The 14573-nt window shown below is 44.6% G+C and carries 4 protein-coding genes; all 4 read left to right on the top strand.

Annotation, left to right across the window (positions count from 1 at the left end):
- The first annotated feature begins 47 nt into the window (after positions 1-47).
- Positions 48-5453, top strand: coding sequence for a glycoside hydrolase family 2 TIM barrel-domain containing protein (locus ACN6MV_RS09815; RefSeq protein WP_419886242.1), 5406 nt, complete (start codon positions 48-50; stop codon positions 5451-5453).
- 107 nt (positions 5454-5560) lie between these two features.
- A complete protein-coding gene (locus ACN6MV_RS09820) occupies positions 5561-10441 on the top strand; it encodes a discoidin domain-containing protein (RefSeq protein WP_419886243.1) in 4881 nt (1626 codons plus the stop codon).
- Between the two features lie 48 nt (positions 10442-10489).
- Positions 10490-11215, top strand: coding sequence for a cohesin domain-containing protein (locus ACN6MV_RS09825; RefSeq protein WP_419886244.1), 726 nt, complete (start codon positions 10490-10492; stop codon positions 11213-11215).
- A 49-nt stretch (positions 11216-11264) separates the two neighbouring features.
- Positions 11265-14270 (top strand): sialidase domain-containing protein, encoded by a 3006-nt coding sequence (locus ACN6MV_RS09830; RefSeq protein ID WP_419886245.1) that lies wholly within the window; start codon positions 11265-11267, stop codon positions 14268-14270.
- The last annotated feature ends 303 nt before the right edge of the window (positions 14271-14573 follow it).

Genomic DNA, 14573 nt, shown 5'->3' on the forward strand with positions numbered 1-14573 from the left:
GGTTGTATTATCTCTCTAAATAAATGAACTGGACGGTGAAAAATCATATGAAACTAAGGCGAGCTATGCTGTGCTTATTATTCATATCCATGATTTCCACGAGCTTTACAGGACTTAAAGCGAATGCGGCCGTCTCGGCAGATTATCCCGAATGGAATAACAATCCGGATGTCTTCCAGATCAACCGTGAACCCGCACATGCTTCATTTATTCCATATGGTGACGTCAAATCCGCGCTGAAAGGCGCGGATATGATATCGGCTATGCTGGAGAATCCTTCGCCGTATTATCAATCCTTGAATGGACAATGGAAATTTAACATGGCGAAGAATCCAGCTTCCAGGCCGATAGATTTCTACAAAGAAACTTATGATACAAGCGCATGGGAAGAAATTAAAGTTCCTGGGGATTGGCAGCTCCAGGGACATGATTTTCCTATTTATACGAACGTAACCTATCCTTTCTGGGGGAATGGCAATAGCACAAATGTTCAACCTCCGTATGCTCCAACGGAATACAACCCGGTAGGTTCATATCAGCGGACATTTAAAGTTCCTGATAACTGGGACGGCAGACAGGTATTCCTCTCCTTTCAGGGAGTAGAAAGTGCATTTTATGTCTGGGTAAATGGCCAGCAGGTCGGTTACAGTGAGGATAGCTTTACAGCCAAGGACTTTAACATTACCCCTTATTTGAAAGCAGGAGACAATAAACTGTCGGTTGAGGTGTATCGTTGGTCAGATGGAAGTTGGCTTGAAGATCAGGATTTCCTTCGTCTTAGCGGTATCATTCGGGATGTGTTCATGTATAGCACTCCATCCGTTCAGATCAGAGATTTTACGGTAGTGACTGATTTGGATGCACAGTATAAAGACGCCTCACTGAATGTAAAGGTAGATGTTCGTAATTTAATTGATGCAGCACCGGGTAGTCATACCGTTGAAGCCATGCTATACGATGCGAACGAACAACCTGTGTTTCAAGAGCCAATCACTATGGACGCCAAAGTGAATGGAAAGTCTGAGATGGAGATTAGTGGATCGAAACAAGTGATGAATCCGCTGAAATGGTCAGCCGAGGCTCCGAATCTGTACACTCTTGTCTTTAGCCTGAAAGACTCAAGTGGACGTGTGATCGAAGCTGCTGGAACAAAAGTTGGGTTTAGAGAGTTTGAAATTGAGGTTGAGGAAGGCGGTAGCGGTAAGCAGCAGATGAAGCTGAACGGTAAGCCGATCTTGCTCAAAGGTGTGAATCGTCATGAAACTAGTCCAGACACGGGGCGGACGCTCGATCTGGATCTCATGATTAAAGACATCGAATTAATGAAGCAGTTTAATGTGAATAGTGTGCGGACGTCCCATTATCCGAACCATCCGTTTTGGTATGATCTTGCAAACCGTTATGGCATTTATATTTTGAACGAAGTGAACCTTGAAACGCATGGGGTCTGGAGTTCAGTTCCGACGAATAAACCGGAGTGGTTAGAGAATGTCAAGGATCGTTCTGCGAGTCTGGTCGAGCGCGATAAGAACCATCCATCTGTTCTGATCTGGTCACTTGGTAATGAATCTGGTTCGGGATCTAACTTTATCGCACAATCTGAATACATTCGCAGTCTGGATCCTACTCGGCCAATTCATTATGAGGGTTATAACGATCCGAGAGTTACCGATATGGTCAGCCAGATGTACTCTCCGGTTACGACGGTAGAGACGTATGCGAAAAGTAGTGATCCACGCCCATACATTTTGTGTGAATATGCTCACGCAATGGGGAACAGTGTTGGAAATCTGCAAGAATACTGGGATATTATACGCAAATATCCGAATTTGCAAGGTGGATATATTTGGGACTGGGTAGATCAAGCGGTTCGGGTAAGTACACCATCCGAGCGAACCTATCTAACAGATGCTACTCATTCCTACGAAGCGGATTATACCGGTGTGATCGCTTCTAATGACGGTGATGTGGTTGGTGTTTTAAAACCTGGTAAAAGTTCTGTGCCTTCTGTGACACTACCTAATGAGTCCAAGTTTAATCTTACAGGGCCGTTAACGGTGGAAGCGTGGGTTAAACCGCTTGCGAACATTGCGAACAGTCCGATTGTGGCAAAAGGAGATACACAGTTTGCATTAAAGATGAACGGGAATAACAAGCTTGAATTTTTTGTTTACCGAAACGGTGTATGGACAGCTGCTACTGCGGATTTGCCGACAAATTGGCTGAATAACTGGCATCATCTGGCTGGCACGTATAACGGAACAGATCTGAAGCTTTTTGTAGATGGAAAAATTGTTGCTACAAAGGCATTTACAGGAAATATCGCAGCAAGCACCTATCCGCTTGCGATCGGTAAAGATACGGAAATGAGTAGGTCTTCTAACATGATGTTTGACAAGGTTCGTATCTACAACAGGGGATTAACCCTCGAAGAGCTGAATGATAATGGACGGACTGCGGACAGCAGCACGGTTCTCTGGATGGATTTTAATTCGGAGGATGCTAAATCAGAGACACTTGAATCGACTGAGTATTTTGCCTACGGTGGAGACTTTGGAGATTCCCCGAATGACGGTAATTTCATGGCGAATGGTCTAATTACAGCTGACCGTGTTGTTCAGCCTGAGCTATGGGAAGTAAAGCAGGTCTATCAAGATATTTTGGTAAAAGCCATGGATTTGAGTGCTGGAACGATCGAGCTTAAAAATGAGTTCTTGTTCACAAATCTCAATGAGTACGAAGGAACCTGGGAAGTTAGAGCGGATAATCAGGTGATTGAAGAGGGAGTTATCGATGCGTCATCCCTGAATGTACCGGGCCTTTCCACGAAACAGGTGACCCTTCCGTATAAGCTGCCTTCCTCTAAACCTGGTGTGGAGTACTGGATAAATATTAGCTTTAAATTGAAGAAGGACACATTATGGGCGAAAAAAGGGCATGAAATTGCTAAACAGCAGTTTAAACTTCCAGTGGATTCAGACCATTCATCGGCACTTGATCTTTCAACAATGTCGGACTTAAATGTGGATGAAACTACGGAACGTATCAGCGTATCTGCGGAAGATATGCAGATTGTATTTAACAAAACAACAGGCACGCTTGATTCATACCGCTACGATGGGACTGACCTGATTAAGAATGGACCTGTGCCGAATTTCTGGAGAGCCCCGATCGACAATGACAAAGGGAACGGTCATGCGGGCAGAACGGCAACGTGGAAAAATGCAGGGAAGAATAGAACCGTCACACGCGTTAATGTAACCAAAATCGGAGAGAAGGCTGTGCGGATCGATGTTGAAGAAACACTTCCGACATCGACCGTATCTACGTATAAGATCTCTTATACGATTTTTGGCAATGGAGATATCAAGGTAGCCAGCGAATTGAAGCCGGGTGCTGCAAGTCTGCCGGAGATTCCTGAAGTCGGTAATCTCATGACGATTCCGGGGCAGTTTGAGCAGATGTCGTGGTACGGACGCGGTCCACAAGAGAATTATCAGGACCGTAATTCAGGCTCGGATGTTGGTCAATATAGCGGTACAGTTAAAGATCAGTTCTTCCCTTATATTGAGCCTTCAGAAACAGGTAATAAAACGGATGTACGCTGGGTTGCATTGACCAATAACGATGGAGCAGGGCTCATGGCCATTGGAAGTCCTACCATTGAAGCCAATGCTTTGCATCATACACCAGAGGACCTTGACGGTCCAAAACATCCACATGAAGTGCCATATCGAGAAGATATTACACTTCGACTGAATTATAAGCAGATGGGACTCGGAGGAGACAACAGCTGGGGAGCTAAACCTCATGCTCCGTATATGCTTCTAGCTAATAAGACGTATAACTACAGCTATACGCTTAGACCTATTCCGTCTAACACAACCGATCTCATGAGCTTGAGTAAGGGGATCTCCACTGTCCATCTTGTTGGGGCGATTAAAATAGACGGGAAAGCTTTAGCGGGATTTGATCCAGAAAAGACCAGTTATACCTACAATTTGCTACGTGGCACAACGAAGGTGCCTGTCGTTACGGCTGTAGCTGCAGGTGATAGCGTCGTGATTGATATCAAACCGGCTAAAGATCTAACCGGAACAACTGTAGTTACTGCGACCTCTGCCGACGGAAAGACTACTAAAACCTATGAAATTAAGTTTAATGTGGTAGATTACTATCTTAGCGATATGGATTGGAAAAGTGCAACGTCAGGATGGATGACGGTACAGAAGGATAAGAGCGTGGAAGGCCAGCCGATCCGCCTTAAGGGATCCTCTGGAGTCGAAACTTATGAAAAAGGGATGGGTACGCATGCGAACTCAGAAATCATTTATGATCTGAGCGGACAACATTTCAAAACCTTTGAGAGCATCGTCGGGGTTGACCAAGAAATCGGCAGCACGGCTGCTGGTAAGAATACGATCGTGTTCCAGGTGTTCCTTGACGGGAAAAAAGCCTATGACAGTGGATTAATGAGAGCCGCTACACCAGCCAAAGAAGTAAGATTAGACGTTAGTAGTGTCAAGGAATTAAAGCTTGTTGTCTTAGATAACGGTGACGGTAACGAGGAGGACCATGGTGACTGGGCGGACGCCAAGTTGATCAAAGAAGATGAACCAGAGCCAGAACCGGATTCTCATCTTACAGGCCCTGATGAAGTTATAGCTGGTAAGACCTTTGACTTGGTCTACAGCCTCGGCAGTACACCAAAGGAAGCATACGCCCAGGATTTGACTTTCACGTATGATCCAGCTCAGCTCGAGTATATATCTGCCGAAAAAGCGGATGAGAATACGATGATCGTCAATGAATTAAAAACTTCGGGTCAAGTTCGCATCATTCTTGCGAATCCAAAGGGTAACGAAGCTAAGGGAGACACGTTAAAACTTCGATTTAGTGCGAATGCAGCAGAGAAAGAAGGATCTGCGACGATCAGTCTTGCTAAATTGCAGATTGCCAATGGTCTCGGCGAAGAGAAAGAGCTGCCTGGCGGTTCACATTTAGTGGTGATCAAGAAAGGTTCAACCGTTAATAAAGAAGCTCTTATTAGCCTTATTACCAATGCGCAAAATAAACTAGATGCGGCAGAAGAAGGTACCGAGGAAGGGCAGTATCCAGTTGGTTCTAAGGCAGTGCTTCAAGATGCGATTCGTAAAGCTCAAGGCGTAGCTGATGATACCCGTGCTGAACAATCCGAAGTAGATCAGTCGATCCTTGACCTGACTACTGCACTGAGCACATTCTTGGAATCCGTTATTAAACCTTCTGGAGAGATCGGTGATCTTAACGGAGATGGTAAATTCTCGATCGGTGACTTATCCATTGCTGCAGCTGCCTATGGAAAAACATCAGCTGATTCGGACTGGAGCAAGTTCAAGAAATCCGATGTGAACAAGGACGGTAAGGTAGACATTAGTGATTTAGCATTTATCGCCCAGAAAATACTGCAGTAATAAACTTAGCCCAATGGCAACATGAATCCAAGCGGCAAGACAAGGAATTTAAACTACAGTGAAGGCTGTATCCTGTCTTGCCGTTTCATTTGAATGGAGGGAATGGATTGAGAACCATTTATAATCGCTTTGGGATGTGGATGCTTGCACTTATGATCCTTGTGGTTACAGGACTCATGATTCGCCCGGAAACCGCCCACGGTGCTTCCGTTGGCAACATTTCTGACTTCGTAAAGAAAGATAATAACACGTTTGAGATCACGTCAGGCTCTGACAAGATTAAAGTGATTTTTCAGCGGGAGGATATGTTCCGGATTTGGCTTGGTGTGAATGGGCAGTTCAAGGAATTGACAGGAAAAAGCGCGGAAAAGCCGATCGAGCCAATCGTCATCAAGGATGATTTCGGACCCGTTAATGTTAAGTGGTCTGATGAAGGCACGTATTACAAGATGGAAACTGGAAAATTCGTGCTGAGAGCCTATAAAAATCCGTTAAAGTTCGCCATGTACAAAAGTGACAATCAAACAGTGGTGTGGGAAGAATCCGCTAGCTTGAACTATAACGGACAGTCGGCCTCACAACAGCTAATCCGGGGTGAGGATGAATATTTCTACGGCGGCGGTATGCAGAATGGATACTTCAATCATCGTGATCGCAAAATTACCATCGCTAACAACTATGGGGATTGGGGAAGCGGTACGGTTTCGAATCCTGCACCATTTTACTTGAGTACTGCAGGGTACGGAGTGCTCCGTAACACTTTTCAAAGCGGTACTTATGATTTTGATTCGACCGTCAAGCTGACGCATAACGAAAATCGGTTTGATGCTTATTATTTCTATGGTGAGACAATGAACGATATTTTGAACGCGTATACAGATCTTACTGGTAAACCGTCCTTGATTCCTCGTTGGGGTATGGGACTTGGTGATGCGGATTGTTACAACAGAGATCCAGAAAAGACCTCCGATGTTGTTAACCTTATTGCTAAAAAATATCGGGAAAATGATATGCCAGGAGCCTGGATTTTACCGAATGATGGATACGGTTGCGGTTATACAGATCTAGGCAACACCGTTGACGAACTACATAAGGAAGGTTTCTATACCGGATTATGGACTCAAAATGGTGTTGATAAAATCGCACAAGAAGTCGGCGTAGAGGGTACAAGACTCGCTAAACTCGACGTTGCCTGGGTGGGACCTGGATACGATTTCGCCCTGGGTGCCAGCAAACAGGCGTTTACAGGAATTGAAGATAACTCTGATGACAGAGGTTATGTCTGGTCAGTTGGTGGCTGGGCAGGTACCCAGCGATATTCTACCGTATGGTCCGGAGACCAGTCGGGCAACTGGGAATACATTCGATTCCATATCCCGTCGATGATCGGGGCGGGGCTATCTGGGATGCCGTACTCAACCGGTGATATTGATGGGATTTTCGGAGGAAGCGCTAAAACCTACGTAAGAGACTTGCAGTGGAAGATCTTCACTCCAATCCTGATGAACATGTCTGGTTGGGCAGCCAAAGATAAGCAGCCTTGGGTATGGGGGGAACCTTATACGAGCTATAACAGAGATGCATTGAAGCTAAGACAGCAATTGACACCATATTTGTATACCTATCTCAATGAGTCTTACGAGTCTGGAGCTCCGATCATGCGGGGAATGATCTATTCATATCCAAATGATCCGAACTCGAAGGGAACGTTAACACAGTATCAATTCATGTCCGGGGAATCATTCCTGGTTGCGCCAGTATATACCGACACGACAATGCGAAACGGAATATACCTTCCGAAAGGAAAATGGATCGATTACTGGACAGGAGAGGAACATTACGGGTCAAAAATGCTAGACGAATACAATGCTCCACTGAATCGTTTGCCGCTTCTAGTAAAGGGTGGGGCAATCATCCCGATGTATCCTGAATCGTTATACGACGGTCAGGTTCCTCCTGATCCAATTACTTATGATATTTATCCTTATAAATCGTCAAGCTTTACGATGTATGAAGATGATGGTACATCGAAGGAGCATCGTACAGGCAAATTTGCAAAAACATTAATAACCTCCACCGCTCCTGAGCAAGGGCGTGGAGATTTGATTATCAAGGTTGGAGAAAGCGTAGGTGACTATAAAGGCAAGTTGGAGACACGTAAGAATCAGTTTTCGATCCACATGCCAGATCATCCAGAGGCTATTTCTGTAGATGGAACATCCTATCTTGAATTGCAATCCAAAGCAGCATGGGATGGAGCAACAAGTGGCTGGTACTATGCTAAGCAAGATAAAGGCGGTATCCTGTACATTAAAACGCCATCCATATCAACGGAAAAGGAATTTGTCGTGAAAGTCGCAGGCTTTACAGCAGATACGACTCCACTTGTAGATGCTGTCAAAATTGAGCTGCCTCAGGTGGACACAGACCCAAGTCGTATTCCGCAGGAAGATATGATTGCAACTGCAACGAATGCGGCTTCGGATACGCCAGCAGCTAATGTACTGGATGGCAGCTATGAATCGATATGGCTTTCTTCAGCAAATGCTGGAAGTAAGCAGAGCATCACTTTAGACCTGGGGATTAAACAGCATGTGAATAAAGTGAAATACTTGCCAAGACAGTACGGTGGCAAAGACGGCACAATTACAGGTTACAAGCTGTATACGAGTATGGATGGAACTAACTATACGCTCGTAAGCAGTGGACAATGGAATGATGACAAGCTAGAGAAGACGGTGAATTTTGATACAGTAGAAGCTGTTTTTGTGAAACTTGAAGCGATAGAAGCTGTTGGGGGTGTCGTATCTGCTGCAGAGATCAATCTTTATCGTGATCTATCACAGCCTTCACCGACAGCGATACCTAAAAATGAGATGACAGCCTCAGCGAAAAGCTTCCAGCCGGGTGCGGAAGCAGCTAAAGCGATTGATGGGGATCGGAATTCCGTATGGCATACGAAATGGGATGGATCTGATAGGCTCCCGCAATCGATCATTCTCGATTTAGGTAAGGTTCGCAATGTTAGCCAATTCCGGTATGCACCGCGACTGGATGCTGGGAACGGGACGATTACTTCATACAACCTTTACGTCAGCACGGATGGAGAAACATATACGAAGGTATCCAGTGGTACATGGCTCAGAAACAACTTGAAGAAATATATCCTTTTCGATAGTGTTTCCACCCGCTATGTGAAGCTTGAAGCAGCTGTTGCACTTGGAGGGTTCGCTTCGGCTTCGGAGGTCGATGTCTATGAGGCACCGAAGGCAGCACCTGAAGTTCGATTAATTTCAGAAGGTAAATCTGCTACAGCGGACAGTGCGGATCAAGCGCATTCGGCTGGCCTTGCTAATGATGGGAATATGGACACATTCTGGTCAGCAGCGGATACGAACAATGGTCATAATTGGACAGTTGATCTCGGAATGATGCATTCTATTAAATCCTCTGAGGTTTCTTTTGAGCAGAGTAACAAGGCTTATCAGTACAAAATTGAAGTTCGGGAGACCGCGAGCTCCAATTGGATTACGGTTACGAATCGAACTGATAATCAGGAAATTGGCACGATTCAGGATACATTTGGAAGCCAAGGTAGATACGCTAGAATTACGATCACCGGACTGCCTGATGATCAATCAAAGGCTGCTATTCGCGAATTCAAGCTGTTCGGCATCCCGCTGGAAGACGGACAGAAGGTTACTGGTATAAAGCTTGATCGTGAGACACTCTCCCTCAAGGTGCTGGATGCACCGGTTCAATTGAAAGCGATCATTGAGCCTGAGAATGCCGGTAATAAGACTGTTAAGTGGGTAAGCAGTGATCCTGGTGTTGCCAGTGTGGACAGTAAGGGAATGGTCACACCAAAAGGGCAGGGTACGACATCAATTACTGCGACGACGGAAGAAGGCAGTTTTACAGCAACAAGTGTGGTGACGGTTATTGGACAGAGTAATCTAACCGAAATTCCGCAAAGTCAAATGAGTGCAGAAGCTACGAGCTCTGAAGCAGGCACAAACGATCCGAATTTGGCATTGGACGGAGATCCGGATACACATTGGCATACGAAGTGGTTTAACGTTGATCCACTTCCACAGTCTATTACGGTGAATTTGGGTGGAGAGTACACCATCAGCAGGCTAGGATATTTACCTCGGCCGGATGAAGGTAATGGCACAATTACTGCTTACAACGTGTACACAAGCACCGATGGTGTGAATTACACGCTCATAACAAACGGGAACTGGCTGCGAAACAAACAGCTCAAAGAAGTGAATTTCGCTCCGGTGAAAGCGGCTCACATTAAGCTGGAAGCTGTAAAAGGTGTTGGTGAATTCGCATCCGCAGCTGAGATTACGGTGTATCAAGTGCAGCAGGAAACGGATCAAGTGCAGGCCGTATTGAGTGCTGATTCATCCGTTACTTCCGGCAAGCCTTTTGTTGTCCGGTATGATGTGAACAATATCTCCGGGAAGGTATTTGCTCAGGACATCACCATTCAGTATGATGCTGACCGCATGGATTATGTGTCCGCTAAATCTCTGATCCAAGGTGTTTCGATTGTTGAAGAGTCAACCAAAACGCCTGGAAAGCTTCGTTTGATTATGGCGAGTGAAGGTACGGAACACGGATTAAGCGGAAATCAACAAATTGCTGAGCTGACATTCCAGGCAAAAGGAGTATCGGAGACGGTATCCGTTAATATCAGTGTATCAGATATACTGCTGGGTGATGAAGACGGAACAGAGACCACAGCCGCACCCGCTACAATCGCTGTAAAAGTGAAACCAGAGCAAACAGGAGTATCAGGTGATCTTAACGGTGACGGAAAAATCAGCATTGGTGACCTGGCTATCGTTGCTGCACACTACGGCAAAGATTCATCAAGTCCTGATTGGCAGCAAGCGAAGCGTGCGGATGTGAATGGTGACGGAAAGATCGATATAACAGATCTTGCTCAATTAGCGAGACAGATCGTAAACCAATAACACACGCTAACATCCTGAACAAAAATTATAAGCTGAGGTGAGAAGAATTTGAACAGTAGTCGATGGTACAAAAAGGCGGTAATGATGACCATTATCGTCGTAATTATAAGCTGTGTATCTTTTACGAACCCTGTAGTGAACGCAGATGCATCTAATCCTACGCCTTCAGCTACTTTAGTAGGGAGTAAGAAGGTTGTTGCGCCGAGGGAGTCTTTTACCGTGAAGTATGGGATCATCAGTGTCTCCAATGATGTGTATGCACAGGACATTACCTTTGAATTTGATCCGGCTGTCATGGAATACATTCCAGATTCCATCCGTTCTCTGCAGGAAGGCGTAATTATTATCAATGAACCATCTACAAGTACCCCCGGTAAGCTACGGGTTCTCTTGGCAAGTCTGGGTAGTAAGTATCCGATTACTAGCGATGCTGAAATTTTTGAACTTGGTTTCAAAGCAGCAGATGTAATACAAGACACAGAGGGAGTTATCCGGCTTACTCAAGCGATAATAAGTGACAGTCAAGGTGAAGAATCCGTGCTCCAACCGGCATCCTTAACCATTCAGATCACAGTGAATACGGAATTATCTAATGACGTGAATGGTGATGGTAAAGTGAGTATTGGTGACTTAGCAATTATCGCAGCAAAGTATGGCATAGATTCGAGCAGTTCGGAGTGGGATGCTGTGAAACGTCTTGACCTCGATAGAAGCGGTAAGATTGATGTTGCTGATTTGGCAATAGTTGCGAAGAAAATAGTTGAACAAGAGTAGTCAAGGCGAGTAGATACATGGTTATCCAAACCAAAGGAGGACTAATATTTTGAAGAAATTCGCAATCATTATTCTTTCGATCCTGATGGTGGCCGTTATGTTTCCATTCACTGCGCTAGCCAATCCAGCAGCACAAGACAAACAGACCGATCCAAGACTTGTGCTTAGAGTAGAGAATAGACAAATTCACAATGCTAATTTTACGAATCTGGAGGATAAGGTAGATGCGCTTAAAGCCTTAGATGAAGGGACTATCATTGTCCGGTTCCGCTATACGGGTTCTACGATTATGTCCTTATTCTCTTTAAGTAACAATACGTTGCCGAATGGTCATTTTCATCTATATATCACACCTTCTGCCATCGGTAGTGAGAACCGATATGAAGAGCCTGGGAAGACAGCGTCTAATACCCATGTTAAAGCTGATATTACGGTGAAAGAGAATGAAGTGCATACTGTAGCCATGGTTGTAGATAAAGATAAAGGTTACAAGTATTTCCTTGATGGGAAACTCGTCAAGCAAGACACAACTACAGCCAAAAAGTTTCTGAATAATATTTATGCACCAAACCGTGCCGAGTTAGGTAGAACAGAGAGAAAATCCGGTTCTAATAACTATCCGTTTAATGGAGAGATTGACTTTGCAGAAGTGTATAACGAACCGCTGGCGGATCAAGATCTGATTGCTGTAACGAGTGTAACAAGTAAGACTCCGGTTCAAAATCCGTTGCCTGAGCAGGCGTTAATCACTGAGCCGTATAGCGTTTATTATCCAGGACTGTACGGATCGAATGCATACCGCATTCCGTCACTTCTGTACACCGAGGATGGAACACTGATCGCAGGAATTGATAAGCGGATCAATCATGGAGGAGATTCACCAGCTAATATTGACATGATGGTAAGACGAAGTTTGGATAACGGAAAGACTTGGGAGAGTAATGGAATTCTAATCAACAACTATCCCGGCAACGCCTCAAATATAGACCAGTCCTTACTGCAGGATAAGGAAACGAAGCGGATTTTCTCTTTAGTTCTTGGATTTCCCGAGGGTGGAGGATTTCCTACCTCGCAAAGAGGTACCGGATACAAAACGATCGATGGTGAGAAATACTTACTTCTGAAGAATTCGAGCAATCAGGAATTTACCGTTCGGGAGAATGGAGAAGTCTATAACAGTTCAAATGTAAAAACTGCCTACAGAGTGGACGCCTTGAGAAATTTATATGAGAACAATACAAATATCGGAAACATTTTCCTCAGTAATTCGCCGCTTAAACCGCTTGTTACTTCTTATCTTGAGCTGTGGCACAGTGATGACGAAGGAGCGACTTGGGAGGGTCCAGTAACTTTAAACCCTTCGGTGAAAGAAGAATGGATGGTATTTCTAGGGGCAGGTCCGGGCACCGGCATTCAATTAACGAAAGGTCCTCATGCTGGAAGACTGGTGTTTCCCGTGTACTTTACGAATGAGAATAACAGGCAAGCAAGTGCAACCATCTACAGTGATGATCATGGTGAAACATGGCATCGCGGAGAGTCTCCGAATCATGGGCGGGTTGTAGACGGGGTTACCCTTGATGAGAGAACCTTTAATGGCTCTAATAATGAGCTTACAGAAGCGCAAGTAGTGGAGTTGCCAGATGGACAGCTAAAGATGTTCATGCGGAATTATTCAGGGTTTGCCCAAATCGCGACCAGCTTTGATGGTGGAGAGACTTGGGACGCTGAAGTTGTGACAGAACGTGATCTGATTGCTGCCTACTGCCAAATGACGGTGATTCGTTACGAGGGTCAGATAGATGGGCAGGAAGCAGTTATCTTCGCAAGCCCTGCTAACTCGACCAGTAGAATTAACGGTATGGTGAAGGTAGGGTTAATTAAGGAAGACGGAACCTACGCAAACGGCAGAACGAAATATAAGTTTGATTGGAAGTATTCCCAGCTGGTCAAAGAAGGCTATTATGCCTATTCAAGTTTATCTAATCTGGGTAATGGTGAAATTGGCCTTTTCTATGAAGGAACGGGTAGTGAAGCCATGAGCTTTATTAAATTCAATACGGAATATCTCAAATGGCAGCGTCAAGGAGAAATTCCAGATCCTAAGTTGAAATCTATCAAGCTTGAATCAGCACAACCGGAAGGGTATGCCGCTAAGGATAAAGTCCAGATTAAAGCTGTCTTTAATCACTATGTCATGCTTAATGGTGATCGGACATTGAAAGGCAAGATTGGGGATAGAGATGTTGTATTTGAATTGAAGAGTTCAAATGCAGCGGGCACAGAATATGTCTTTGAAGCGGAGTTCCCGGAGCTTACTTCAGGTGAATATCCACTGGCAGCGGGCTTTGGTGCGAATCTGGACATTAGAAATGCTTATGGAATAGCACTAGACACGCAGTCCAGTGAGAATAAGCTAAATTCGGCTATAAAGTCCAAAGCTTCTGGAGATCTAGGTACTTCAGCAATTCTGACAGGTCCAAAGCAAGTGAGCGCTGGTGAAGAATTTAAAGTTCAACTGAGCTTAAAACAGATCAAGGATCCTGTATATGCACAAGATATTACAGTTCAATTTAATACAGACATTGTCGATTTCATATCTGGAACGTCATTGGTGGATGGTGTGCAAGTTGTGGAAACCGTAACTACAGCTCCTGGACAGAGTCGTTTTCTCCTTGCCAGCGAGGGTGCAGACCATGGGGTATTAGGTAATACTCAGCTAATGGAGCTAAACTTCAAAGCGAAGCCATTACTTGAAGCTAAGTCCGGTGAAGTTCGGATATCTGATGTAACGATAGGTGATGTAAACGGTCTAGAGACGAAGGTTACGGGCTCAGCTTTGACTGTTGAAGTTGCCCCTGAGGATACTGGTCTCACAGGAGATCTTAACGGCGATGGTAAAGTGAGTATCGGTGACTTGGCGATTGCAGCTTCGCACTATGGTAAAGATCAAAACAGTGCAGATTGGCAGACAGCTAAACGTGCAGATCTTAATAATGACGGAAAGATCGATATTATGGATTTAGCAGCAATCGCTCAAAAAATACTGAATTGAGAGAAGGACATCTGAGTTTTTACTCAGGTGTCCTTTTTTTTTGTAAAAATATAAGAATATATAAGTTTCACGCTATACATTATCCTTATATTTCTCGCATTAACGCTTACCATCCTTATAAGGACGTAGAAGGCATTAATGCTTGATAAAAAAGGTTCTATAGGACAAAAAGTATCAACTCCACATCAAAAGAGATCATGTGGTTACGTTTTTATAGCCTATATAATGGAAAAGTGTTAATGGAATTACAGTCAGAATTGTAAAATCAAGTGCTTACAGAAGTCGAGCAAGTTTATTCGAGGG

The organism is Paenibacillus sp. B-A-8 (assembly GCF_048572915.1).
Taxonomy (GTDB): Bacteria; Bacillota; Bacilli; order Paenibacillales; family Paenibacillaceae; genus Paenibacillus_AQ.

Bases quoted from the DNA above. Each gene is read 5' to 3' on its own strand.
- ACN6MV_RS09815 (WP_419886242.1), top strand. From the start codon at position 48: ATGAAACTAAGGCGAGCTATGCTGTGCTTATTATTCATATCCATGATT.